At 67.2% G+C, this 25058-nt stretch carries 25 protein-coding genes and 3 riboswitches; of the genes, 7 read left to right on the top strand and 18 right to left on the bottom strand.

The genetic code is table 11. The features are described 5' to 3' along the window. Nucleotides 1-106: 106 nt before the first annotated feature. Nucleotides 107-309: riboswitch (cobalamin riboswitch) on the bottom strand. 72 nt (nt 310-381) lie between these two features. Then, a complete protein-coding gene (locus tag AABA84_RS06845) occupies nt 382-954 on the top strand; it encodes a histidine phosphatase family protein (RefSeq protein WP_338311685.1) in 573 nt (190 codons plus the stop codon). Here AABA84_RS06845 and cobT read toward each other — a convergent pair. The 8 genes from cobT to cbiE form a co-directional block, all read right to left on the bottom strand. Then, nucleotides 947-1999: a nicotinate-nucleotide--dimethylbenzimidazole phosphoribosyltransferase gene (cobT, locus tag AABA84_RS06850; protein ID WP_338311686.1), complete on the bottom strand. Its 1053-nt coding sequence runs from the start codon at nt 1997-1999 to the stop codon at nt 947-949. The two genes, AABA84_RS06845 and cobT, sit on opposite strands and share 8 nt — an antisense overlap. Before the next feature lie 10 nt (nt 2000-2009). Next, nucleotides 2010-2759: a precorrin-6A synthase (deacetylating) gene (cobF, locus tag AABA84_RS06855; RefSeq protein ID WP_338311687.1), complete on the bottom strand. Its 750-nt coding sequence runs from the start codon at nt 2757-2759 to the stop codon at nt 2010-2012. Nucleotides 2760-2805: 46 nt separating this feature from the next. After that, entirely contained in the window at nt 2806-3483 is a 678-nt protein-coding gene (locus AABA84_RS06860) for an energy-coupling factor ABC transporter permease (RefSeq protein ID WP_212248590.1), read from the bottom strand. 37 nt (nt 3484-3520) lie between these two features. Beyond that, nucleotides 3521-3739: riboswitch (cobalamin riboswitch) on the bottom strand. 45 nt (nt 3740-3784) lie between these two features. Further along, complete coding sequence (cobA, locus tag AABA84_RS06865) at nt 3785-4516, bottom strand: uroporphyrinogen-III C-methyltransferase (protein ID WP_338311688.1); 732 nt, start codon at nt 4514-4516, stop codon at nt 3785-3787. After that, on the bottom strand, nt 4513-5823 hold the full coding sequence (locus AABA84_RS06870; protein ID WP_338307449.1) for a cobyrinate a,c-diamide synthase: 1311 nt from the start codon (nt 5821-5823) through the stop codon (nt 4513-4515). Before AABA84_RS06870 ends, cobA begins: the two co-directional genes overlap by 4 nt. Then, nucleotides 5823-6605, bottom strand: a complete 783-nt coding sequence (gene cobM, locus AABA84_RS06875) for a precorrin-4 C(11)-methyltransferase (protein WP_338311689.1) — start codon at nt 6603-6605, stop codon at nt 5823-5825. Before cobM ends, AABA84_RS06870 begins: the two co-directional genes overlap by 1 nt. Then, nucleotides 6602-6970 carry a cobalamin biosynthesis protein gene (locus AABA84_RS06880; protein WP_338307451.1) on the bottom strand — a complete coding sequence of 123 codons (369 nt, stop codon included), beginning with the start codon at nt 6968-6970 and terminating at the stop codon, nt 6602-6604. The genes cobM and AABA84_RS06880 overlap by 4 nt, the downstream gene beginning before the upstream one ends. Continuing rightward, the gene (gene cbiE / locus AABA84_RS06885) at nt 6967-8148 is read right to left on the bottom strand and encodes a precorrin-6y C5,15-methyltransferase (decarboxylating) subunit CbiE (protein ID WP_338311751.1); all 1182 of its coding nucleotides are present in this window, start codon (nt 8146-8148) and stop codon (nt 6967-6969) included. The genes AABA84_RS06880 and cbiE overlap by 4 nt, the downstream gene beginning before the upstream one ends. Before the next feature lie 10 nt (nt 8149-8158). On the opposite strand from cbiE, the gene AABA84_RS06890 reads away from it, so the two are divergent. Next, nucleotides 8159-8905, top strand: coding sequence for a cobalt-precorrin-6A reductase (locus AABA84_RS06890; protein ID WP_338311752.1), 747 nt, complete (start codon nt 8159-8161; stop codon nt 8903-8905). Here the strand turns inward: AABA84_RS06890 and cobJ are convergent. The 7 genes from cobJ to AABA84_RS06925 are packed head-to-tail and all read right to left on the bottom strand — an operon-like array spanning nt 8881 to nt 16788. Then, nucleotides 8881-9615, bottom strand: coding sequence for a precorrin-3B C(17)-methyltransferase (cobJ, locus tag AABA84_RS06895; RefSeq protein WP_338311690.1), 735 nt, complete (start codon nt 9613-9615; stop codon nt 8881-8883). The genes AABA84_RS06890 and cobJ overlap by 25 nt on opposite strands. Continuing rightward, complete coding sequence (locus AABA84_RS06900) at nt 9612-10343, bottom strand: precorrin-2 C(20)-methyltransferase (RefSeq protein ID WP_338311691.1); 732 nt, start codon at nt 10341-10343, stop codon at nt 9612-9614. The genes cobJ and AABA84_RS06900 overlap by 4 nt, the downstream gene beginning before the upstream one ends. Nucleotides 10344-10345: 2 nt before the next feature. Continuing rightward, a complete protein-coding gene (locus AABA84_RS06905; protein ID WP_338311692.1) occupies nt 10346-10975 on the bottom strand; it encodes a precorrin-8X methylmutase in 630 nt (209 codons plus the stop codon). Further along, nucleotides 10975-12138 carry a precorrin-3B synthase gene (cobG, locus tag AABA84_RS06910; RefSeq protein WP_338311693.1) on the bottom strand — a complete coding sequence of 388 codons (1164 nt, stop codon included), beginning with the start codon at nt 12136-12138 and terminating at the stop codon, nt 10975-10977. The genes AABA84_RS06905 and cobG overlap by 1 nt, the downstream gene beginning before the upstream one ends. After that, the gene (gene cobN, locus AABA84_RS06915; RefSeq protein WP_338311694.1) at nt 12135-15383 is read right to left on the bottom strand and encodes a cobaltochelatase subunit CobN; all 3249 of its coding nucleotides are present in this window, start codon (nt 15381-15383) and stop codon (nt 12135-12137) included. Before cobN ends, cobG begins: the two co-directional genes overlap by 4 nt. Continuing rightward, the gene (gene cobW, locus AABA84_RS06920; protein ID WP_338307458.1) at nt 15383-16417 is read right to left on the bottom strand and encodes a cobalamin biosynthesis protein CobW; all 1035 of its coding nucleotides are present in this window, start codon (nt 16415-16417) and stop codon (nt 15383-15385) included. Before cobW ends, cobN begins: the two co-directional genes overlap by 1 nt. Continuing rightward, complete coding sequence (locus tag AABA84_RS06925) at nt 16414-16788, bottom strand: DUF1636 family protein (RefSeq protein WP_018315957.1); 375 nt, start codon at nt 16786-16788, stop codon at nt 16414-16416. The genes cobW and AABA84_RS06925 overlap by 4 nt, the downstream gene beginning before the upstream one ends. Before the next feature lie 94 nt (nt 16789-16882). Continuing rightward, nucleotides 16883-17102, bottom strand: a riboswitch (cobalamin riboswitch). Nucleotides 17103-17142: 40 nt separating this feature from the next. Here AABA84_RS06925 and cobO point away from each other — a divergent pair. Next, nucleotides 17143-17778: a cob(I)yrinic acid a,c-diamide adenosyltransferase gene (gene cobO / locus AABA84_RS06930; protein WP_028142439.1), complete on the top strand. Its 636-nt coding sequence runs from the start codon at nt 17143-17145 to the stop codon at nt 17776-17778. Nucleotides 17779-17783: 5 nt separating this feature from the next. Further along, a complete protein-coding gene (locus AABA84_RS06935; RefSeq protein ID WP_338311695.1) occupies nt 17784-19232 on the top strand; it encodes a cobyric acid synthase in 1449 nt (482 codons plus the stop codon). Here AABA84_RS06935 and cobD read toward each other — a convergent pair. After that, nucleotides 19221-20186, bottom strand: coding sequence for a threonine-phosphate decarboxylase CobD (gene cobD, locus AABA84_RS06940; protein ID WP_338311696.1), 966 nt, complete (start codon nt 20184-20186; stop codon nt 19221-19223). The two genes, AABA84_RS06935 and cobD, sit on opposite strands and share 12 nt — an antisense overlap. A gap of 11 nt (nt 20187-20197) precedes the next feature. Continuing rightward, nucleotides 20198-21139, bottom strand: coding sequence for an adenosylcobinamide-phosphate synthase CbiB (cbiB, locus tag AABA84_RS06945; RefSeq protein ID WP_338311697.1), 942 nt, complete (start codon nt 21137-21139; stop codon nt 20198-20200). Between the two features lie 121 nt (nt 21140-21260). Between cbiB and cobU the strand changes: the two genes are divergently transcribed. Genes cobU through bluB form a run of 3 tightly spaced genes read left to right on the top strand, consistent with a single transcriptional unit; the run spans nt 21261 to nt 23180 of the window. Then, a complete protein-coding gene (cobU, locus tag AABA84_RS06950; protein ID WP_338311698.1) occupies nt 21261-21764 on the top strand; it encodes a bifunctional adenosylcobinamide kinase/adenosylcobinamide-phosphate guanylyltransferase in 504 nt (167 codons plus the stop codon). Next, a complete protein-coding gene (cobS, locus tag AABA84_RS06955) occupies nt 21761-22543 on the top strand; it encodes an adenosylcobinamide-GDP ribazoletransferase (RefSeq protein WP_338307463.1) in 783 nt (260 codons plus the stop codon). Before cobU ends, cobS begins: the two co-directional genes overlap by 4 nt. A gap of 4 nt (nt 22544-22547) precedes the next feature. Then, on the top strand, nt 22548-23180 hold the full coding sequence (gene bluB / locus AABA84_RS06960; protein WP_338307464.1) for a 5,6-dimethylbenzimidazole synthase: 633 nt from the start codon (nt 22548-22550) through the stop codon (nt 23178-23180). 186 nt (nt 23181-23366) lie between these two features. Here the strand turns inward: bluB and AABA84_RS06965 are convergent, their stop codons facing one another. Next, nucleotides 23367-25055, bottom strand: coding sequence for a ShlB/FhaC/HecB family hemolysin secretion/activation protein (locus AABA84_RS06965; RefSeq protein ID WP_338311699.1), 1689 nt, complete (start codon nt 25053-25055; stop codon nt 23367-23369). Nucleotides 25056-25058: the final 3 nt, after the last annotated feature.

The following is a 25058-nucleotide window of genomic DNA, read 5'->3' on the forward strand; positions in this document are numbered from 1 at the left end:
CTCGGTATGACGTCAGTGGCACGTCACAGCGAACGAGGTCTCACCTTCTGGCCCTTCAGCCGTCCGATGAAGCCGAATGTCTGTACTCCCCGACCGACATCTTCGCGTGTGACCACGGCTGACGGCAGGTCTCCTGGCTCGCGGGTCATGACCACTTCGTCGCCTTCCCGGGACCGAGCACCCCAGTGGCTTCTGACGAAGGATTCACCGCTCACAGTTGCGGGGGCAGCCACGGCGTTGGGGACAATGTCCCCGCACCGTATTCCCTTTTCATCCCCTCTCGGGGAAACCGTCGCAAGCATCTAGGATTACCATCACAACAGAGTCAATGTGCCAGTTGCGGCGTTATGGCCACAGCGAGCAACTTCCTTGGAGATGAGCATGGAAGGCGAGACCTTCCTCTGGCTGATAAGGCACGCGCCCGTCGCGGGCGTCAAAGGGACGATCCACGCGTCCGACGCGCCTGCCGATCTCGGCGATCGCGTGCAACTGGATGCCGTGCGGCAGCGCTTGCCGCGGGAAGCTGCGGGCTACGCAAGCCCATCGCGACGCACGGTCGAGACGGCGCGAGCCCTGGGGCTCGAACCGGCCCTGGTCAGCGAATTCCGCGAACAGGATTTTGGTGACTGGACCGGCCATCGCCATGACGAACTCGCCGCGAGCCGCGGTGAGGCCTATGCGCAGTTCTGGAGCGATCCGGCCGACGCACGGCCGCCGGGCGGCGAGAGCTTTGCGGATCAGGTCGCGCGTGTCCGGCTCGGACTGTCGCGGATCGCAGCCGGATCGGCCACGCTCGTCGTGCACTCCGGCACCATCCGCGCCGCGCTCTGCATCGCGCTCGATCTCACGCCGCAGGCCGCCTTGCGCTTCGTGATCGATCCGCTGTCGCTGACCCGGATCGATCGCCTTGCGAGCGGCTGGCGCGTCGTCTCCGTCAATCAGCGGATCAGCTAGGACGATCCGGCACATTGGCCTGCGCAAACGTCGCCATGCCGTTGTGGAGGCTGCAGGCGAGGCGCACCAGCGGCAGCGCGATGGCGGCGCCCGATCCCTCGCCGAGCCGGAGATCGAGGCTGATCAACGGCTGCACGTTCAGCGCGCGCAGCACCAGCCGATGGCCCTGCTCCGCCGATTGATGCGACGGCAGCAGGAACGGCTGGCACGACGGGTTGAGCCGCGCCGCCGTGAGCGCTGCCACCGATACGATGAAGCCGTCGATCAAGACGGGGATGCGGCGCTGCGCGGCCGCGATGATCGCACCTGTGATCGCCGCAATCTCGAGGCCGCCGACGGCGCACAGGATTTTTTCGGGCGCCGCGCCCGCAACCCCGTGACGCGTAATCGCAGCATCAATCACCCGCGCCTTGTGCGCGCGGCCGGCCGCATCGACGCCGGTGCCGCTGCCTGCAATCTCTTCGGCACTGATGCCAAGCAGGCTCGCGGCAATCGCCGCTGACGTCGTGGTGTTGCCGATCCCCATCTCGCCGAAGATCAGGAGATCAGGCTGATGGGACGCCGCACGTACGACGGCGCGCTGGCCGGCCTCGAACGCATACGCCAGCTCGGCGGGTGCGAGAGCGGCTTCGACGCTGAAATCGCGTGTGCCGTGGCGCGGCTTGTCGGTGACGATTCCTGCCATCTCGTCCGGCGCCAGCGTGCCGGCGTCGACCACCTCCAGGCTCGAGCCAAGCTCGCGCGCCAGCACCGAGATCGCGGCACCGCCGGCGGCGAAATTCGCCATCATCGCGATGGTCACGGCTTGCGGATAGGCCGAGACGCCCTGCGCGACGATGCCGTGGTCGCCGACGAAGATGATGATCGGCACCCGCGCGGCACGCGGCTGTTCAGTCGCCTGCAGGCCCGCAAGCTCGATTGCGAGCTGCTCGAGCCGGCCGAGTGCGCCGGTCGGCTTTGTCAGTTGCGCCTGCCGCGCAATCGCCGCCTCGCGATGGGCTGCGGAGATCTCGGGGCAGTTTCGGGTGACCCATTCGGGGAGCATGGTGCCTCGCTTAACGTGCGCGCTTGAGAATGTAGCTGTCCATGATCCAGCCATGCCGCTCGCGCGCCTCCTGACGCAACGCCACGATGCGCGGGCCGACCTCAGCGAGCGCGCCGGCCATGACGATCTGGTCGGGCATGCCGAGATAGGCGCCCCAATAGATGTGAAGCCCGGCCGGATCGAGCGACTGGAACGCCGTGCCGCCGTCGAGCATCACCACCACGGTATCGACACCCTGCGGCCAGCCGCCTTCGCGCAAGCGCCGCCCCGTCGTGACCAGAAAGGGCTCGCCGATATCGTTGAGCGGCAGCGCATGCGCCGCGCACAGCGCCTGGATCGAGGTGATGCCGGGCACGACCGCGATGTCAGGCAAGGGATTGAGCCGCCGCGCAATGCGCAACGAGGAATCATAGAGCGAGGGATCGCCCCAGATCAGCAGCGCAACCTTGCCGTCACCTTCGATATGCTTTGCGATCGTCTGCGACCAGGTCGCTGCAACCGCATCGTGCCAATCGTCCACGCCCTTGCGGTAGTCCGCTTCGCCTGCGTCGCGCACGGGAAGGTCGAACTCGGCGATGGCTGTCTTGTCGCTGGTGAGCACATCCGCGCAGATCGTCCGCCTGAGATCGGCGAGATCGGACTTTGCCGTCCCCTTGCGCGGAATCAGGACGAGATCGGCGGCGTTGATCGCCTGAACAGCGGCGCGCGTGAGCTGGTCGGGATCGCCGCAACCGATGCCTATCAGGGAGAGCGTGAGCATCGCGAACGCGACGGGCGGCCCTGCTGGCCGCCCGTTCGCTTGTCTCTCAGGCCGCGTTGTGCAGGCGCGGAGTGACGAGGCCGGGCGCGGTGACGCCGCGCAGCGACTTCGCCAGCGCCAGTACCGCGAGATCGGCCAGAGGCTCGATCACGATGACCAGCGCATAGGACGCCGCGAACGTCGCGATGTTGGCGAGATTGGTCATGGCAAAACCGGAGCCATAGAGCGCCCAGAACGCCACCCAGGCGATCACACCGGCCTGATAGGTCGTCGAAAGCGCCAGCGCCTGGCGATACTTCAAATCGACATAGGCGGTGTTGCGCGAAATGATCCGTGTGGCAATCGCCTGGATCGCGAACAGTGGCACCAGCAGCGTGGTGACGTTCATGCCGTATTGCGGGATGTCAGCGGGCTCGAAGAACACACCCTGGAGCAGCAGGCCGAAGGCGAGGCCGAAGGCCGCAGGCGCCGCGCCGAACAGCAGGAACAGTGTCGAGCCGAGAATGAAGTGCACCTCGGAGACGCCGACCGGGAAGTGCGGCAGGATCTCGAAGAAGGTGAAGACGAGGACTGTGGTGGCGAGCGTCCGCGCCGCGAACGACGTGATGCCCTGCTCACGCACGGTTTCCGCCGCGAGCTTCAGCGCAACGCCGCCTGCGGCGATGCCGGTTGCGTAACTCAACACGAGCTTGGCGCCCGTCACTATACCGGGTTCGATATGCATGGCTCAGTTCCTTCCTGCCGTCACACCCGACGGCCTTGGCCTCAAAACGTGCAGGGCCGGTCTCCTGGCTCGCGGTTCGCTGGGATTTCCGGCCTTCCCGGACCTTGCGGCCCAGTGGCTGATCGGAGTCCCTCACCGCTTACAGTCGCGGGGGCGGCTGGGGTTTTGGGCGCCGCAACTGGGTCCGCCCACCCCCATTCCCGATTATGCTCCGGCGCTTTGCGCCGCGTCGAGCACCATGCCTCTCTTGTGTGCCCCTTTCGCTGAGCCTGCGTCAAGGGGCGAAGGGCGACCAAGGCCGTCATGACGGATAATCCCCGGCCAGCGCCCCAAACAGGATCACGGCGGCCGTCGAGGCGGCGCCGCCGCGCGCAAGCTGCTCGGCAAGCTCGGCAATGGTGGTCCGGACCAGCCGTTCGTCGGGGCGGCCGAGGGATTCGGCGAACAATGCCGGCGTGGTTGGGGCAAGGCCGTGCGCGATCAATCTTGCAGCAAGCGCCGGAAAGGTGCGCCGGCCCATATAGACCACGGTCGTCGCCTCAGGGTCCGCCAGCGCCGCCCAGTTCAAGTTGGGCGGCAGCTCGCCGGTGACATCGGCGCCGGTGACGAACTGCACCCGGCGCGAAGTATGGCGCCGGGTCAGGGGAATGCCGGCCTGCGCCGCGGCGACGCAGGCTGATGTCACGCCGGGAACGATCTCGTAGCCGATGCCGGCCTCACGCAGCGTCTCCAGCTCCTCCTCGAGCCGGCCGAAAATGCCGGCGTCGCCCGACTTCAAGCGCACCACGCGCGCGCCGGTTACGGCATAGTCGACCAACAAGCGGTTGACGTGGTGCTGCTTGGTCGAGGGACGCCCTGCCCGTTTCCCAACCGCGATGAGATTGGCGCCGGGGCGGGCGAGATCGAGGATCGCGCCGGAGGCAAGATCGTCATAGAGCACGACGTCGGCTTCGCGCAGCCGCGCGGCGCCCTTGAGCGTGAGAAGCTCGGGATCGCCTGGTCCGGCGGAGATGAAGGAGACGAAGCCGCTCACCGGTCCTCCGCGATCAGATGAAAGAAGGTGCCGGTGGCGTGGCCGCGCTGCGAGCCGGTCTCGGCGATGACCGCGCCGGTCGCATCATGCACGACTGCCAGCGGCGTATCAGGCTGGGCAAGAATGGTCGAATAGTGGAACTCATGGCCGCGCAGGCGCGCGCCGGAGCGATGTCCCGGTATCGCCGCGGCGAGTTCGGCCAGACGATAACCGAGATGCATGCGGCGTTTGGCAAAGCTCGTCTCGAGGCCAAGCAGGCCTGTCATCTCGTGGCGGACACCGTCCGCATCGGTCAAAGCGGTTCCGAGCACCATATAGCCTCCGCATTCGCCGTGCACCGGCCGCGTTTCGGCAAAGGCGCGCAGGCCGCCGCGAAAACGCGCATTGGCCGCAATCTTGCCGGCATGGAGCTCGGGGTAGCCGCCGGGCAGCCAGCACACATCGGCGCTCGCGTCAGGCGCTTCATCGGCGAGCGGCGAGAACGGCAATATCTCGGCGCCCGCCGCGCGCCAGGCCTCCAGCATATGCGGATAGACGAAGGAGAACGCCGCATCGCGCGCGAGCGCGATGCGCTGCCCCGGCGGCGTCACGTTCAGGCCGTTCGCGGCAGGTTGCGGCGACCAGGACGCAGCCGATCGCAGCACCGCATCGAGATCGACATGCTCGGCGACGAAGCGCGCGGCCTCGTCGATCAGCTTGCCGATCTCAGCCTGCTCTTCGGCCTGCACCAGGCCGAGATGCCGTTTCGGCAGGCTGATCTCGGCATGGCGCGGCATAGCGCCGAACACGGCAATGCCGGAATCGTTGAGCGCACGCCGGACGAGATCTTCGTGGCGCAGGCTGGCGACGCGATTGAGCACGACGCCGGCGAGTCGCACGCCGGGGCGGTAATCGCGAAGCCCCGCGGCGATCGCCGCTGCGGTCTGCGCCTGTCCGGAAGGATCGATCACCAGCACCACCGGCCAGCCCATCATCTCCGCGATATCGGCGGTGGCCCCCACGCCGGAGACCCCGCGCGCAGCAACGCCGTCGAACAGGCCCATCGAGCCCTCGGCGAGCACGATATCGGCATCCGCGCCGCGGCTGACGAGATGCGCGATCGTCCCGCGATCCATCGCCCAGCTATCGACGTTGACGGAGGCGCGGCCCGTGGCGGCGGCGTGGAAGGCGGGATCGATGTAATCGGGACCGCTCTTGAAGCACTGCACGTTCAATCCGCGATTGCGCCAGGCGCGCGCGAGCGCCAGCGTCAGCGTGGTCTTGCCGACGCCGGAGGCCGGTGCGGAGATGACGAGGCCTGCCGCCATCACGAGGCCTCCGGAAAGCGCGGCTCCGCGCCGACAGGCCGATAGCGGCGGTCGTAGTCGGCGGCATAGAGGCGGCTCTCGTCGAAATCCGCCGCGCCAAGCGTTCTGCCGACCAGAATGATCGCGGTGCGCTCCATCTCGGTGCCGACGGCAGCATCGAGCGTAGCAAGCGTAGCGCGGACGATGCGCTGGTCCGGCCAACTCGCGCGCCAGACGATGGCGACGGGACAATCCGCTCCATAATGTGGGGTCAGCTCGGCAACGACCTTGTCGAGCAGATGGATCGACAGATGGATTGCGAGCACCGCGCCGGTCGCGGCGAAGGCAGCGAGCTTCTCGCGCTCGGGCATCGCGCTGGCGCGGCCGGGCGTGCGCGTCAGCACCACCGTCTGGGCGAGACCGGGCAGCGTCAGCTCGACCTCGAGCGCTGCCGCCGCAGCCGAGAAGGAGGGAACGCCGGGTGTGACCGTGTAGGGAATGCCGAGTGCACGCAGGCGACGAAGCTGCTCGCCCATCGCCGACCAGATCGAGAGATCGCCGGAATGCAGCCGCGCGACATCCTTGCCCGCCGCATGCGCAGCGGCGATCTCCGCGATGATCTCATCGAGCGACAGTGGCGCGGTGTTGACGATGCGCGCACCGGGCGGGCAATGCGCCAGCACGCCCTCGGGGACCAGCGAGCCGGCATAGAGACAGACCGGACAGGCCGCGATCAGGTCGCGGCCGCGCAAGGTCAGCAAATCAGGCGCGCCCGGCCCTGCCCCGATGAAATGCACCGTCATGCGCCATCTCCTTCCGCGATCGCGGCGGTCGCGGTGCGATCCTGCGAGACTACGCGCGTCGCAATCAATCGTGCGCGAGGCCCGGCAGCCGCGAGGGCAGCAGCTTCGGCGACCGATCCGGTGCCGAACTTCTCCGCCACAAGATTGGACTGGGTCGGCGTCGCGATACCGGCCAGAATGTCGGGCGGAACGGCCTTGATCGGCACACCGCATTCGCGCGCGAGCTGCTTCAGCGGCTCCGCGTCGGCCTTGTCGCTGACCGTCGCCATCGCCGCAAGACCTTCGGGATCACCAGCCGCCAGCAGCGCTTCGCGCAGCGAAGCGAGAGTGACATCTCTCCTGAACCCAAACCCGGCCACCTTCATCGGACGGTACTCCACTGCACCACCGACCGTGCCGCCTCCCAGGAGCGGTAACGGCCGAGCGGGCCGGCATGCGCGATCTCGACCCGCATCAGCTCGCCACCGTGGCGCTGGTGCAGCTCGCCGAGCAGCGCTTCCGTCTCCAGTGTCACGGAATGCGCGACCAGCCGTGTGCCCGGCGAAAGCCGTGACCAGATGGCATCGAACATTGCGATATCGAGACCGCCGCCGATGAAGACGGCGTCCGGGGCTTCGAGTGCAGCAACAGCGCCGGGCGCCCTCCCTGTGACGACGGTGATCCGGTGCGAGAGTCCAAACGCCGCTGCATTGCTGCGGATGTTTGCGACACGATCCTCGCGCGCCTCGATTGCGGTCGCCATTCCCCCGCACAGTGCCCACTCAACCGAGATCGACCCCGAACCGGCGCCGATATCCCACAGCCGTTCACCCGGACGCGGCGCCAGCGCCGAGAGCGCGAGTGCGCGAACCGGTCGCTTGGTGATCTGGCCGTCGTGAATGAACAGATCGTCGGACAAGCCCGAGCTACGGGGAATGCCCTGCGTCCCGATCAGCAACAACGCCACCGCGACAAGATCTTCAGCAATATCCTCAGCAAAGAGATCGACGCGATGCTGGTCAATGTATTCCCGTGGGCCGCCAAGCGCGACGAGAGTCCACAAGAGTGAAGCGCCCCATCCGCGTTCCGTCAGCCATTTCGCGAGTTCGCCGACCGCAGCTGCGTCGCGCACCAGGCAGATGATGCGGGCATCTCTCGCCAAATGCGGCATCAGACGTTCGAACGGCGCTGCATGAAGCCCAATGCACGTCACGGACTCCAGGCGCCAGCCCAGGCGCGACGCAGCGAGGGAGAAAGTCGAGGGTGCCGAATATGCGATCCACTCGTCGCCATAAAGCCTCTCGGCAAGACCTGCGCCGGCGCCGTACCAGAACGGATCCCCGGAGGCGAGCACCGCCGTCGGCCGGCCGCGGCAGCTCAGAACGACATCGGCGTCGAACGGCACCGGCCACGGACGGCCGCGGCTCCCCACGCCGGCAAGCGCGAGGTGCCGTTCGCCACCGAACACGGTTTCGGCCTCGTTGAGCGCCTTTCGGCTTGCCTCCGACAGCCCGGCAAGGCCATCTTCGCCGATACCGATGATGGTCAGCCAGGGATCAGCCAGGGAATCAGCCATGACGCGCGCCCTCATTCTGGGTGGAACGGCCGATGCGAGCATGCTCGCGGCGGCAGTCGCGCGCGCGCGCCTCAACGCCGTCTATTCCTATGGCGGTCGCACCCGTGCGCCCGCCGATCAGCCGCTGCCGACCCGCATCGGCGGCTTCGGCGGCGTGAGCGGGCTTGCCGACTACATCCGATGCGAAGGCATTACGCATGTGATCGACGCGACGCATCCTTTCGCCGCAGAGATGAGCCGCAATGCAGTCGAGGCGTGCGCGCAGACTAGCACGCCGCTCATCGCGCTCGAACGCGCGCCTTGGCTGAAGACGCCCGGCGACAATTGGATCGAAATCGCCGATGTCAGCGCTGCAGTCGCAGCGTTGCCCGAGGCGCCCGCAAAAGTGTTCCTCGCCATCGGACGCCAGCATATCGCCCCATTCGCGGGCAAGCCGCAGCATGCCTATACGCTGCGGTTCGTCGATCCTCCCGAGGTGCCGCTGCCTTTCGCTGCGGACGTGATCGTATCGCGTGGACCGTTCACGCTGGACGGTGAGTTGGAGATGATGCGCGAACGCAGTATCGCCTGGATCGTCGCCCGCAATTCCGGCGGTGACGGCGCCCGCGCGAAGATCGACGCGGCCCGCATGCTCGGCCTTCCCGTGATCATGATCTCGCGACCGGAGCTGCCCGAACGCGGACGGGTCGAAAGCGTCGCCGAGGCGATGCAGTGGCTCGGTCATTCGACCCGCCTCGGCGCATAGACCCAGCGGCCGACCCGGCGCGTCTGCGAATTGCCGACGATCACCAGCGTACGCATATCCGCCATCTCCGGCGTCGCGTCATTCAGCCTCACGGTCACGATCTTCTCGTCAGCAGCGCTGATTGCGCGCGCAAAGATCACGAGGCGCTCGCCACAGCCGGCGTCCTTCAGCACCGCAAGTGCGCGGCCGAATCCTTCCGGCCGGCTTGCGGAGCGCGGATTATACATCGCAATCGAAAAATCGGCTTCCGCGGCCAGCCGCAAGCGCTTCTCGACTACCGTCCACGGCTTGAGATTATCGGAGAGGTTGATCGCGCAGAAATCATGGCCGAGCGGCGCGCCGGCCCGCGCGGCCGCCGCCAGCATCGCGGTGATGCCCGGCAGCACACGGATCGGAAGCGTTTGGTACTGCGGCGCCTGTTCGAGCGCCTCAAACACGGCCGAGGCCATCGCGAAAACGCCGGGATCGCCCGAGGACACGACGACGACCTGCCCGCCTTCGGACGCAAGCCGCAAAGCCTCGCTCGCGCGCTGCAGCTCCTCGCGGTTATCCGAGGGATGCAGCTTCAGCCCCGGCCGCGGCGGCACGCGCGCGACATAGGGCGCGTAGCCAAGAATATCGGTTGCGGCGGCCAGCGCAGCCGTCACCTCGGGCGTCACCAGCGCAGCGCTGCCCGGCCCCAGGCCCGCGATGGTCAGCGTGCCCATCATTCGGCGGCGTCCAGGTGCCGGCCCTTGCCGTGGACCAGCACGATCGCGAAATAAGGACAGTCGGCGCCGTCCACCTCGGCGAGCCGCACTACGCGCTCGCCAGCCATGGTACCGCGCTCGACCAGCCAGGCATCGTCGAGCCGGCCGGCGGAGCTGAGCGCGCGGCGCACCTTTGCGAGATTGCGGCCGGTCTTCATGACGACGAGCGCATCGGAATCGCGCATGCGCCGCTCGAGCTCGTCTTCGGCCAGCGTTCCCATCAGCACGGTCGTCACGTCATCGCCGAGCGCGATCGGTTGGCCCACACCATTCCAGCAGCCGACCATGCCCGGAATGCCCGCGATCACCTCGATCCCGACACGGCCCTGCAGGCGTATGTGCAGATGCATGAAGGAGCCGTAGAAATAAGGGTCGCCCTCGCAGAGCACGACGACGTCGACCGCGCGCGAAAGTCGCGCCAGGCGCTCCGCCCATTCGTCGTAGAAGCCCGCCAGCAGCTGCACGTACTCGGCGCTGTCGAAGGCGATCTCGGTGGTGACCGGATATTCCATGGGATATTCGGTGACGTCGGCCGCCAGCATGCCCTCGACGATGCGCCGCGCCTGGCCCGGCCGGCCCTTCTTGCGGAAATAGGCGACGTGGCGCGCGGCGCGCACGGTGCGATCGGCGCGCACGCTCATCAGATCAGGATCGCCAGGGCCGAGACCGCAGCAGACGATGCGTCCCATCGCTATTCGCTCCGGCTCGCCAGCGCATTCACGGCGGCAACCGTGATCGCGGAGCCGCCGAGGCGGCCCTCGACGGTCAGCGCCGGCACTGGCGGATCGTCCATCAGCGCCGCCTTGGACTCGGCTGCACCGACGAAGCCAACCGGGCAGCCGATGATCGCAGCGGGCCGCGGGCAATCGCGGTTCTCGAGCATGTTGAGGAGGTGAAACAGCGCTGTCGGCGCATTGCCGATCGCAACGATGGCGCCTTCGAGATGCGGCCGCCACAGCTCCAGCGCCGCGGCCGAGCGGGTGTTGCGCATGGATTGCGCGAGTGCAGGCACGGTCTCGTCGCCAAGCGTGCAGATGACGGCATTGGCCGCGGGAAGCCTCGCGCGCGTAATTCCCTCCGAGACCATGCGCGCGTCGCACAGGATCGGGGCGCCTCGTTGCAGAGCGGCGCGCGCGGCGGTCGCCATGCCCTGCGTGAAGCGGATATGCGCCTCCAGCCCGACCATGCCGGCGGCATGGATCATCCGCACCACGATCTGCTCCTCGTCGGGCGAAAAGCGCGCAAGATCGGCCTCAGCCCGGATCGTCGCAAAGGACTGCCGGTAGATCGCCGCGCCATCGGTCTCGTAAATGTGCGGCATCAGTTCCCTCCCACAAGGATGGAGGGATCGCTGACGATGTCGGCGCCGTTCAGGTCGCGCAGCACCGGCTCGTCGCGGATCGAGCCGTCACGGACGAGATCGAAGCCGGCGCGGGTCGCCACCAGCGTGACCGCGGCCGTGCCGGAATGGGCACAGCCCTTGCCGCAGCCGGAGACGTGGAGCCGCGCATCGGCGGCGATGCGCGGGGCGAGCGCTGCTGCGAGCGCACGCGTATCGGCATGGGCTTCGCGGCAGCGCGGCGCGCCGCTGCAGGCGATGACGCGCAGCGCGGGATCAAAGGGCTCGGTGATCAGGCCCGGCGCGCTCGGCATCTCGCGCTTGCCTTCGCTCAGCACCATCCGCCAGGGCGTCATGCGCAGCGCATGTCCGCAGCCGGCGAACTGCTGCAGCGTCGTATGGAGCATCTGCCCGAACGCGACGCCGACCATCGCGCCTTGCGGATAGTGTCCGGGCCGCGACGCGGCCATCACGGGCGCCGGCTCGGTCTCGCCGCGCAGCGATTGAGGCAATGCCGCGCCGGACGCGATGTGGGCCGCCATGCGCCCCCGCCCGCCCGTCGCGCCGCCGGAGACCAGGAACCAGCTCGCGAGCGCGAGCGCCGTGCTCACGGCCTCCCCGCGTGCGACGGAGCGGCCAAGCTTTGCGCCATCGGCCCGCACCAGGAGATGGCCTGTGCGATCGCGCTCGATCCGTATGTCGGCGGAATCGCCGGCGAGCACGCGCGAGGTCCCGTCATCGATGGCGAAGCCGAATTTCGTTGGAAGCGCGAGCGAATTATCCTCGAGCGCTTCTTCGAGCTCGGCGGCAAGCGATTGCGTCGCGTCGCCAGCGCGCCAGAACGGCGTGACGAGGATGTTGCGACGGGCTTCCGTAGCCGGATCCGGATCGAGCAGCGCCAATCGTGCAAGGCCGTCGATCAACGGCCGATGGCCTTCTTCACTGACGCCCCTGATCTGCAGATTGGCGCGGCTCGTCACGTCGATCAGACCGTTGCCGTGTTGCCCGGCGAGTTCGGCAAGTCCGGAGATTTGCGGTGCTTCAAGCCGTCCACCGAACGGACGCACGCGCACCACGAGCCCGTCGCCCGAGAGCATCGGGCGCAGCGCGCCGGGACACCAGCCCTTGACCGTGGCCGCGCTCATGAGGCCTCCCGCAGCGCCGCGGCAATCGAATTGCGGCGCGTTTGCCATAGCGCCGCATCGTGCAGGCGCGCAAAACAGGTTTCCATCGCGGCGAGCGCGGACGGATTTTCACGCGCCATGAAAGCGCGGACGTCGTCATTGCCGAGCGTTGCATCGTAATAGAGATCGAACAGATGCGGCGGCACGGCGCCGGCGAGATGAGCGAAAGCGGCCATGTGCTCCAGCGTCGCCGTGATCTCGGCGGCGCCGCGAAAACCGTGACGCATCATGCCGGCGATCCAGGCCGGATTGGCGGCGCGCGCACGGACGACACGCGCGATTTCCTCGGTCAGGGTGCGCGCATGCGGCTGCTCGGGACGCGTCGTGTCCAGATGATAAAGCGCCGGCCCTGCCGCGCCGAGATGCGCCGCGGCCGCCGCAACGCCGGCTTCATGCGCGGCATAGTCGGCGGCGAGCAAGAGATCGGTTTCCGGCAAGTCCTGGAGATGGACAAAGGCATCGGCCGAAGCAAGGCGCTCTTCGATGCCGGCGCGATTCGGCTGCATCTCGCCGCCGGCCGAGAACGCCCAGGACGATGCCGCCAGCCAGGCTTCACCGGCTGCCTCGCGGGTCTCCGGCGTGAAGGCATCGGGGATCGCGGATAGGCCCACGCCGTATTGTCCGGGACGCGGCGCGAACACGCGGGAGGCGCGGTGGCGGTACGGATTCTCGTCGCCCTCGTCCTCGCGCGCCGCAAGCGCTTCGGAGGCGGCCTCGAACAATTGCGCAAGGCCTGGGAAAACGTCGCGAAACAGGCCCGACACGCGCAGCGTGACGTCGATGCGGGGGCGGCCGAGTTCGGCCGGCGCGACGATGTCATAACCGGTGACACGGCCGGAGGCGTGATCCCAGCGCGGCGCAAGACCGGCCAGATGCAGCGCCATGGCGAACTCCTCGCCGGCGGTGCGCATCGTCGCCGAGCCCCAGAGATCGACCACGAGGCCTTTCGGCCAGTCACCGTGATCCTGCAAGTGACGACGCAGCAGTTCTTCGGCGAGTTTTATGCCCTGCGCATGTGCCGACGGCGTCGGCACGGCGCGCGGATCGACCGCAAAGAGATTGCGCCCGGTCGGCAGCACGTCCTGACGGCCGCGATAGGGCGAGCCCGACGGTCCCGGCGCAACGCGCTTGCCGGCAAGTGCGGCACGAAGCGCATCCCGCTCAGCCTCGCCGCAGGCGCCGCGGCCGAACACGTGCAGGCCGTCGCCGAACTGGCTTTCCTTGAGGTCGCAGACGAAGCGATCGATCCGCGGAATGGCTTCGGCCGGTGCAACCGATGCATCGAGACCAAGATCGTCTTCGAGGCCTGCCACGCGCGCCTCGTCACGGATCGCGGCAATCAGCCGCTGGCGGCGCGCGGGATCGAGGCCATCGGCGGTCGAATATTCGTCGAGGAGCTGTTCGAGCCGGCGCAGGCCTTCCGGCACCGCGGATGCGGCGAGCGGCGGCGGCAGATGGCCGATGGTGACGGCGCCAATGCGCCGTTTCGCCTGCGCGGCCTCGCCGGGATCGTTGACGATGAAGGGGTAGATGACGGGGAGATCGCCGATCAGGGCTTCCGGCCAGCAGGCTGGGGACAGCGCCACGGATTTGCCGGGCAGCCATTCCAGCGTGCCATGCGCGCCCATGTGCACGACGGCGTCACAGCTCTGCTCCCGGAGCCAGAGGTAGAACGCGACGTAGCCGTGGCGCGGCGTGCGGGCGAGATCGTGATAATCGGTATCGCGCGTGGTCGCATCGCCGCGTTCCGGCTGAACCGCGATGATCAACTTGCCGCAAGCGACGGCCGCGAATTGAAACGCGCCGTCCTGGCAGCTCGGATCATCCTCCGGCGCGCCCCAGGCTTGCGCGAGATCATCCTGCAAGACTTGCGGCAGGCGCGAAAGCGCCGCGCGGTAATCGGCAACGTCCCAGGTCAGTTGCCGCTTGAGCAGCTTCTCGCCAAGGGTGTGGACCGGCGCAACATCGAAGCCGGCCTCCGCGAGATCCGACACCAGCGCCTCGACCGAAGCCAGCGCATCGAGACCAACCGCATGCGCGATCTGATGCGGCCGACCCGGATAATTCGAGAGCACGATCGCAATGCGCTTCTCGGCGGCTGGCTTCTCCGCGAGGCCCCGCCAAGCCGCGACGCGCGCGGCGACGGCCGTCACGCGTTCCTCATCGGCGCGATGCGCCAGATGCGAGAATTGCAGATCGGGATCGCGCAGCCCTGCCGACTTGAAGCTCACGACACCCGCGAACAGGCGGCCATCGACCTCGGGCAGCACCACATGCATCGCAAGGTCGCCGGGCGAGAGGCCGCGCAGCGACTCCGTCCAGTCCTCGTGCCGGGCCGTCGAGAGCGCGACCTGGAACACCGGGCACGATGCGGCGTCGAATGGTGTGGTGCCGTCGTCGCCCATGGCCGAGAACGCCGTCGCGTTGACGATCGCAGCCGCCGGATTTTGCGCGAGATACGCGCGCAACCAATCCGCGACGCCCGCGGCCTTCAGCGAAGTCACGAACACGCCGCAGGCATCAAAGCCGCGCTCGCGCAGCGCTGCGATCAGGGCATCGACCGGGCCCGTGTCCGCGGCGGTGAGATACGAGCGATAGAACGTTACAAGTGCGCGCGGCCTGCCCTCGCCATGCGCCGGCGCAGCAATCACACCACGCGCGGGATCGTAGAACCCCATCTCGGGCACCATCGTCTCGCCGATGACTGGCCCGGCGTAGAGACCCGAGGCCAGTGCGAGCTGCGCAATCGCGGCTTGTGCCGCGACCGATCCGCCGGTGTCGCAGAGCACCTTGAGCCGGCGCAGCGTCGAGACCGGCAAGGTCGAGTAAGCATCCAGCCGCGTGTCGTCGCGACCGTCGGCCGGCAGCACGGCCAGCACAATGCCACGGTCCTTCGCGAGCTGTTGCAGGGCCGCAAGCCCATACGGCCAATAGGACTCCCCGCCGATCAGCCGCACCAGAATGCCGCGCGCCTGCGACAGCGTGCGCTCGATATAGGTGTCGACCGAGAGCGGATGACGCAGCTCCGCAAGATTGGCGAGCCGCAGCGTCGGCAGGCTGGCGCGACCGCGCCGCCAGCCGGCCGCGAACGCCGCAAGATCGGAATCCGAATACGAGAGCACCACGAGATCGGCCGGGTCCTGGCCGATATCCCTGGGCGTCGCGGTCTCCTCCAGACCACGGCTCTCGCGGAAAACGACGTGCATCAGATACCAAGTCCTGACCTGATCGCGGCCTCGTCGATATCGCCGTGCTCGCCGATCACGACGAGCTTTGACTGCCTGAGCCCAGCGCCCCAGGGCTTGTCGAACTGGTGGCGTACGCGCTCGCCGACGGCCTGCAGCAGCAGCCGCATCGGCTTGCCCGCGACCGCGATATAGCCCTTGGCGCGCAGCACATTCTGCTCGCGCGCCAGCTTTTGCACCGATGCGACCAGCGCATCGACGTCGGCGACTTCAGGAAGATCGATCACGACCGAAGCGAAATCGTCGTGCTCGTGATCCTCCTCGCCGTCATGATGCGAGGGACGCGCGGCAAGATCGTTCTCGGCGGCAGCGCCAAGACCGAGGATGACGCGCGCATCGATCGCACCGTCGGTCACGGGGAGCATCGGCACGCGGCGCGGCATCTCGGCAATAATCGCCGCCTTGGCCGCTTCGAGTCCCGCCGCCCCCGCGAGATCGGCCTTGGTCAGCAGCACGATATCGGCGCAGGCGATCTGATCTTCGAACACCTCCGACAACGGCGTCTCGTGATCGAGATTTTCGTCCGCCGCACGCTGCGCTTCCACCGCAGCCGGATCGGGCGCGAAGCGGCCGGCCGCCACAGCCTCGGCATCGGCAAGTGCGATCACACCGTCGACGGTGATGCGCGAGCGGATCTCCGGCCAGTCGAACGCCTTCAGCAGGGGCTTGGGCAGCGCCAGGCCCGAGGTCTCGATCAGGATATGATCGGGCCGCACGGGCCGCGCCAGCAGTTTTTCCATGGTCGGAATGAAATCGTCGGCGACCGTGCAGCAGATGCAGCCATTGGCGAGCTCGACGATGTTCTCTTCCGGGCAATTGGCGTCGGCACAGGATCTCAGGATCTCGCCGTCGACGCCCTCACTGCCGAACTCGTTCACGAGCACCGCGAGCTTCTTGCCGCCGGCATTGCTGAGCAGATGCTGGATCAGCGTCGTCTTGCCCGAGCCGAGAAAACCGGTGACCACCGTCACAGGGACTTTTGCGAGCGGGTTCATTCGGCGGCCTCCGGCACGACGGCAATGGGGGGAATGCGGGCAAGCGATTGCTTGCGGAATATTTCCGGCCGGCTGCGCCAGGGCACGAGACCATCCGGCGCCGCCGCATAGGCCGCCGCGCCCGCGACCACGTCCTGCGCATTCGCATCCGACAGGCGGCCATAGACATACGACCAGCGGCCGGGCGCGCTGAGCGCGACCGAGCAGCCCTGATTGCAGGCCGACAGGCATTCGACGGGAACCACATTGACGCCCTCGGGCACGCCGGCGTCGAGGATCGCCCCATGCAGGCGCTTGCCGGGCGTCGCCTCGCCCTCGCCAGGCGTCTCGCCGGCGCGGCAGGTGATGCAGACGTGAAGTGTGACGGTCATCGCCTCTTCCAGATAACAGCGGGAGGCGATGAGGCACACGGACCATTCTTCAGAAGGCCCGTTTCCCCGTCGCGGAACACCCCGTCCGCCGGTCCAAAACTCGTCCGCGCTGGCAGGTCTCCCGGCTTGCGGAGCAGGGTTATCCCCTTCGATCCCCGCCTTCCCGATTCCTGCGGGAATCAGTGGCTTCGGGCATCTCTCCGGTCACGGTCGCGGGGGCGGCTGCAGTTTGGACCCAAATCTTGCCGATTCGGACCCTATCGCATTCCCTCTTCGCCTGTCATAGGACAGGAACCAACGCCGGGCCACCATTTGCCGGTGGCCGCCACTTGTCAAGCCGAAGGACCGGGACCGATGACGCCTGAACCGGATACGAAAACGGCCGAGGAAACCGACGCCCGCCACGCCACGAAAATGGCGAAAAAGAAGGCCGCCCGCGACAAGATCATGGCGACCAAGAGCGGCGAGAAGGGCCTCATCATCGTCCACACCGGCGCCGGCAAGGGCAAGTCCTCCTCGGCCTTCGGCATGATCGTCCGCTGCGTCGCCCATGGCTTCCCCTGTGCGGTCGTGCAGTTCATCAAGGGCGCCTGGGATACCGGCGAGCGACGCCTGCTCACCGGCCATTTCGGCGACCTCTGCCAGTTCCACGCCATGGGCGAAGGTTTTACCTGGGAGACGCAGGACCGCGCCCGCGACATCGCCGCCGCGCGCGCCGGCTGGGAGAAGGCCAAGGAACTGATTCTCGATGAGAGCTTGCGCATGGTCGTGCTCGACGAGATCAACATCGCGCTGCGCTACGACTATCTCGACATCGCGGAGGTCGTCGAGTTTCTGACCACCTCGAAGCCGCCGATGACGCATGTCGTCCTCACCGGGCGCAACGCCAAGGACGAGCTGATCGAGATCGCCGATCTCGTCACCGAGATGACGCTGGTGAAACATCCGTTCCGCTCCGGCATCAAGGCGCAGGCCGGCGTCGAGTTCTGAGTTCGATGGCACGCGCGTTGATGATCCAGGGGGCCGGCTCGGACGTGGGCAAGTCGCTCATCGTCGCAGGCCTTGCGCGTGCCTTCACGCGGCGCGGCCTGCGCGTGCTGCCGTTCAAGCCGCAGAACATGTCGAACAACGCGGCCGTCACGGTCGATGGCGGCGAGATCGGCCGCGCCCAGGCGCTGCAGGCGCTCGCCGCCGGCGTCGAGCCGCACACCGACATGAACCCGGTGCTGCTGAAGCCCGAGACCGATGTCGGCGCGCAGGTGATCGTCCACGGAAAGCGCATCGCGACTGCGCGCGCGCGTGACTATGCCGCGATGAAGCCCTCGCTGATGGGCGCGGTGCTGGAGAGCTTTGAGCGGCTGAAGGCGCGCGCCGATCTGGTGCTGGTCGAAGGCGCCGGCAGTCCGGCCGAGGTCAATTTGCGCAAGTCCGATATCGCCAATATGGGCTTTGCGCGCAGGGCCGACGTGCCGGTCGTGCTGATCGGCGACATCGACCGCGGCGGCGTCATCGCCCAGCTGGTCGGCATCAAGACGGTGATCGACCCCGACGACGCCGCGATGATCCGGGGTTTCGTCATCAACAAGTTCCGCGGCGATCCCACCCTGTTCGATGACGGCTACAGGCTGATCGAGCAAAAGACCGCATGGCGCGGCCTTGGCGTGCTGCCCTGGTTCGCCCGCGCCGGCGAGCTGCCGGCTGAGGACGCGCTGGGCCTGAGCGACGCGCGCAAGCCGGGCCAGTGCAAGATCGCCTGCCTGGCGCTGTCGCGGATCGCCAATTTCGACGATCTCGATCCGCTCAAGCTCGAGGCGGGCGTCGATCTCGTGATGGTGCGCCCCGGCGAAGCCATCCCAGGGGACACGCGTCTCGTCATCATCCCCGGCTCAAAGTCGACCCGCGGCGATCTCGCCTTCCTGCGCGCGCAAGGCTGGGACATCGATCTGCTCGCGCATCACCGCAGGGGTGGCCATGTGCTCGGCCTCTGCGGCGGCTATCAGATGCTCGGCCGCAGCGTCGCCGATCCCGAAGGCATCGAAGGCCCCGCAGGCGACACGGCAGGCCTTGGGCTGCTGGATGTGGAAACGGTGATGAGCCCGCAGAAGACGCTGAGCCGAGTTACGGCTGTGCATGCCGCCACGGATCGGCCGATCGAGGCGTACGAAATCCACATCGGCCGGACCGATGGGCCCGATCGTGCACGTCCGTTCGCGACACTGGACGGCGAGCCCGAAGGCGCGATCTCGCGCGATGGCCGCGTGCAGGGCAGCTATCTGCACGGCCTGTTCACGTCGGATGATTTCCGCAAGGCGTATCTGGCCAAGCTCGACATTCCCGCAGGTGACGAGCCCTATCAAGCCAGGGTCGAGAGTGCGCTCGATGCGCTCGCCGACCACATCGAAGAGCATCTCGACGTGGAAGACCTGCTTGCGCTAGCGCGCTAGAGCTTCCGAGACGCGCGTCCATTCGGCTTCGCTGCCCGGAAGCCCGAGGCGCAGCCATGTCGGCCTCTGCGCGAAGACGCGCGACCAGATCTGGCTTTGTGCCAATCTCTCTTGCGCGGCGAGCGCGTCAGGTGTCTCGTAGAGGCGAAACAGCGGCGTCCCCCCAAGCAGCATCCAGCCTTGCGCTAGCGCTATGGCATCGAGGCGAACACAGTCCCGGGCTAGTCGCGCTGACGTGGCCTCGGCCCAGGCGTCGTCACCCAACGCGCGACAGCCGATCGCGATCGCCGCTCCCGAGACCGGCCATGGACCCGACATCGACGCAAGCTTGCCAATGTCGGCCGCATTGCCGATCGCGAAGCCGAGCCGCAGGCCGGCAAGCCCATAAAACTTTCCGAACGAGCGCAGGATCAGCAGTCCCGGCCGATCGGCCTCCGATGCAAGCGACAGCTGCGGAACGGCATCGACAAAGCTCTCGTCGATGACGAGGCGGCCGACGCGCGGCAGCAATGCGAGCAGACCCTTCGGAGCATGATGCTGTCCGCCGGGGTTGTTGGGATTGACGACCACGGCGAGATCCGCGCCTGCCAGCACGTCGAGCTCGCTGGCCTGCTGGACATCCCAGCCTGCAGCCGACAGAACCCCTGCATACTCATTATAGGTCGGTCCGAGGATGCGGGCGCGGCCGGTTGGTACCAGCTGCGGCAGCAATTGAATGGCAGCCTGCGCGCCGCCCATCGCCACGATCGGTGCGCTGGTGCGATAGGCGTGCTGTGCGGCTTGATGCAGGGCGCTGATGTCGGATTGCGAGGGCAGCGCATTCCAATAGTGCGCATCGATCTCGCCCACGGGATAAGGCAGCCGGTTGATCCCTGTCGACAGATCGATCCAGTCCTCCGCGCGTCCGCCGAAACGCTGCTGTGCCAGATCCAGATTTCCACCGTGCTCGCGCATGTCCCGTTCTTTCACGCGAAAGCCAAGATCGCAAGCAGGCCGGCGAGCAGCACCATGGCGCGGCGGTAGACCGTCAGTGCCTCGGCGATATCAGCGGCGTGCGGATCGCGCGCGCCTTCGTTGAGCCAGGGCTCGTTGGTCGCGCTGCCGTGATAGATGCGGGGGCCGCTGAGCCGCACCCCAAGCCCGCCCGCCATCGCCGCTTCCGGCCAGCCGGCATTGGGTGAGCGGTGACGGCGTGCATCGCGCGTCATGCACGACAGCGCGTCCGATCTCCGCGGTGCCAGCAGCACGAACAAGAATCCGGTCAGCCGCGCCGGAATGAAGTTGGCGACATCGTCGATGCGTGCAGCCGCCCAGCCGAAGGCTTCATGTCGCTCGCTGCGATGGCCGATCATCGAATCCAGCGTGTTGATCGCCTTGTAGCCGAGGATGCCCGGCAGGCCGAACAGCGCGCCCCAGAATACCGGCGCCACGATGCCATCGGAGGCGTTTTCCGCGAGGCTCTCGATCGCCGCGCGCGCGATGCCGGCTTCGTCGAGCGCTGCGGGATCGCGGCCGACGATGCGCGAGACCGCGTCGCGCGCAACGGCGATGTCACCGGCCATCAGAGGATTCGCGACCGCGGCGACGTGATCATATAGCGAGCGCAAAGCGACCAAGGGCCAGGCCAGGATGCCAATCAGCACGATCTGGATCCAGCCCAGGGGCAGCAAGGACTGAAGCGTCCAACCGAACGCGACGGAGAGCGCGATCACGAGAAGCGCGCCAGCAATGCCCGCGCCGCGGCGAAGGGCCGGCCGATCGGACGAACGATTCCAGGCGGTGTCGATGGCGCCGATCAGCCGGCCCAGCCAGGTCACGGGATGCCCGATCCGCGCGAACAGAGGCGACGGCCAGCCCAGCAGGGCATCCACCGCCATCGCCACCACCATCGCGCCCGCAAAGCCCACATTCGCCTCCTGTCCCGCCCCTGTTGCGCAAAGCGAGGGGCAAGCGCAAGCCCCCGGCGGCCTGATTTCGGCTTTGTCTTTGGCCGCGTTTGGTGATTAGTCAGGCCCACAGGAGACCTTCATGGCCGTCATCTTGATCACGGGCGGAGCGCGATCGGGCAAGAGCAAGCGTGCGGAAATGCGCACGCGCGCCTTCCCCGGGCAGCCCGTCTATGTCGCGACGGCCGAGGCGCTTGATGCCGAAATGGAGGCGCGCATCGCCAGACACCGTACGCGCCGCGGAACCGACTGGATCGAGCGCGAGGTGCCGCTCGATCTCGTGCCGGCGCTGGTTACAAGCGATAGCGGCGGCGGGCGGCTGGTGGACTGCCTGACGCTGTGGCTCTCCAACCTGATGCATGCGACGCGCGACTGGGAGCACGAGGTGACCGAGCTCGCCGCCGCCCTGCCCCGTCTCAAGAGCCCGGTCGTCCTCGTCACCAACGAAGTCGGCCTCGGCATCGTGCCCGACAACGCGCTCGCTCGCAGCTTTCGCGACGCCGCCGGGATCATGAACCAGGCCATCGCGGCCGTTGCCGACGAGGTCGAGTTCGTCGTCGCCGGCCTTCCGATGAAATTGAAATGATGCCGCGCGCCGAGCTTCTGAAAGACATCGTCGCCGATCTCAGGATGGCGGTATCGTTCGTGACGATCCTCCCGGTGGCCTCGTCGAAGCCCGCGGCTGACGGCGCCGTCGCGCGCGCGACCTGGGCGCTTCCCGTCGCGGGACTGCTGGTCGGCCTTGCCGGCGCCTTCGTCTACAAGGTCGCGATCCGCTTCGGACTGACGCCGAACATTGCTGCCTTGCTTGCACTCGCGATTACTGCCCTCATCACCGGCGCGCTGCACGAAGACGGTCTCGCCGATACCGCCGATGGGCTCGGCGGCGGCCGTACGCGCGAGCGCAAGCTCGAGATCATGCGCGACAGCCGGATCGGGACCTATGGCGTCTGCGCGCTGATCCTGTCGTTTGGCCTGCGCTGGAGCGCACTCGCGGCGATCGCCGATCCCTTGCTGGTGGCATTTGCGCTTTGCGCCGCGCACGCCGCCGCCCGCGCGGGCGTGCCGGCCTTCATGTCACTGGTACCGCCAGCGCGGCCTGACGGGCTGTCGGCAAGCGCGGGATCGCCGCCGGGCCGCAGCGTCGCCATCGCCTTCGCACTTGGAACGCTCGCGCTCGCTCTCGCGTTGGGGCCGGGCAAGGCGCTGGTCGGTCTGATCGTGCTGTCGCTCGCCGGCCTGTTGCTGGCGCGGCTTGCCGTGCGCCAGATCGGCGGGCAGACCGGCGACATCCTCGGTGCCTTCGAGCAGATCGGCGAGATCCTCGTTCTGCTGGTGGCCGCATCCTTCCGGATGGGAGGCTGACCTCATGGTCGAGTTCGACGACACTTTCCGTCAGCACTTGCGCGAGCTGTTCGTGTGGCGCCGCGACGTCCGCCGCTTTCGAGCCGACCCGCTGCCCGCCGGCGCCATCGATCGCCTGATCGAGACCGCCTGCCTGTCGCCCTCGGTCGGCCTCAGCCAACCCTGGCGCTTCGTCACCGTCGATGATGCTGCACGACGTCGCGCCATCATCGATGATTTCACGGCGTGCAACGCCGACGCACTGAATTGCTATTCCGGTGAACGTGCGGCCCGCTACGCCACGCTGAAACTGTCGGGCCTCGAACAGGCCCCCGGCCACCTTGCCGTCTTCGCCGACAAGGCCAGCGACATCGGCCACGGCCTTGGCCGCGCGACCATGCCGGAGACGACCGAGTATTCCGTGGTCGCCGCCATCACCGCGATGTGGCTCGCTGCACGCGCCGAAAGCATCGGCATCGGCTGGGTCTCGATCCTCAATCCGGATCGTATCCACGCCGTTCTGGCCGTGCCTGATACCTGGAAGTTCATCGCCTATCTCTGCATCGGCTATCCGGAAGTCGAATGCGACCAGCCCGAGCTGGAGCAGGCAAAATGGGAGCGTCGGCGCGGCGCGGACGAGTTTACGTTACGGCGTTAGCGGATCGCGCCCCAAGCTCGCCAATCAGATACCAGCAATCGATCCATCCTTCGTCATTGCGAGCGCAGCGAAGCAATCCAGAATCCTTCCGCAGAAAGACTCTGGATTGCTTCGTCGCAAGGGCTCCTCGCAATGACGGCGGAGAGACGTGACGCAGGCGGAGAGAGAGAGCGGCGCAGCCCCCCGCTACGACCTGCTCCTGCCGGCCACCGCCGCCAGCGGCGCGGGGCTTTCCTGCTTCTGGAACATCAGCAGCGGCCGGAAGATGACGCGGCCATAGGCCTCGTAATGGTTCTGGGTCGAGACCGCCATCTTCAGTGGCGTCGCATAATTCGCCTCGAAGGTCATGAACGACGCATAGGTCCAGGAGAAGCCGACGCCGACCGAGGCCATTTCGGTGACGCCGGGAAAGGTCGAATACACCGCGCCCCAATCGGTGAAGATGTAGGTGTCGAAACCCCTCAGCCATTGCGACCAGTTGTAGTGCAGCTCGGCGTTGAGATAATAGCCGCTGTCGCCGGAGGCCGCATTGGAGGGATAACCGCGTACGGTGGTGGGGCCGCCGATCGAGAAGATCTGATCGCCCGGCAGCAGCTTCTCCTGCGTGTACTGCCAGCTTGCCAGCACATTGGCGCTGAAGTTCTGGGGCCCTGCGGCGCTGGTCGCGATCAGCGAGCCGGTGTAGGTGTTGAACGCGCGGTTGTTGCCGAGCACATAGTCATGCCACGCGACGTAGTTCACTGCCGGCGAGACCGTGATCGAATAGGTGTTGCCGGACTTGGTCACCGAGATTCCGGCCGTGGTCTTGTCGTAGTGGTCGTCGGTGACGGCGACCGTGGCAAAGCGGCTGACGGTCTTGCCCTCGGTCAAGGCCGCGTTGAGCAGCACCAGCCAGTCCTGCGTCACCCAGACCGGCTGGCTGAAATTAACCGCGGCCTGGCTCGAGCGACCGGTGACATCGAGCGCGACGAACGGTCCCTGGACGATCTTGATCTTGCCCTCGGTATAGCTGACGCCGGCACGGCCGCCCCAGGGATTGACCGGGATGCTGTAGGCGACATTGCCGTTGAGATTGCCGTCGGAGCGGACGCCGTAGAAGGTCAGGCGGTCGTCGACGCCGAACAGGCCATGACGCTTGTAGAAGGCCCCGCCCTCCCAGCGCCCGGTGTTCTCGGAACCCTGGTTGTCGGTGAAGAGCTGCAAGGTGTCGACCGGCGGCTCGATCACCGCGAATTGGAGGTCGGTCAGGCCGAAGCTCGTGCCGGGCTGCAGCAGGGCCTTGATCTGCACGTCGTTGGTCCGGTTGAACCAGATCACGTCACGATTGAGTTTTGGAACGTCGAGGACCTCGCCTTCGGGCTCCTTCACGCGATCGAGGATGTAATCGGTGCGGGTCTGCTTGTTGCCCTCGACCGTCGTCTTCTGCAGCCGTCCTTCGGTCAGCTTGACGCGGACGACGCCGCCCTTGGCGTCCTGCTCGGGCAGCGTCGCGATGCCCGTGACGATGCCGCGCGCGGCATAGACGGCGTTGATGTCGGCAACGAGCTGCAGCAGCGAGGCGATGTCAACGTTCTTGCCGACATATTTCTTCGCGATCTCATCCAGCTCCGCCGGCGTGATGAACTTGGACTCGTCGAACGTGACCTTGCGCAAGCGAAACTTCGGCCCGCCCGGCTTCAGAAGCTGGGATTTTTCCCGCTCGCCGCCGATCACCGCCGGCCCGGTGAGCTTGGGCGGGGCGCTCTGCTGCTCGAGCTGCCGCCGCTGCCGGTCGACGTCGTTCTGGATCACGCCGGGATTGATCGACTGGGCGCGCGCGGAGGCGATGCAGCAAGCTGCAAGCCCGATCCCCAACGATGCCCCCAGAATCCGCATCCC

It is taken from the genome of Bradyrhizobium sp. TM239, assembly GCF_036247985.1.
Lineage (GTDB): Bacteria > Pseudomonadota > Alphaproteobacteria > Rhizobiales > Xanthobacteraceae > Bradyrhizobium > Bradyrhizobium ottawaense.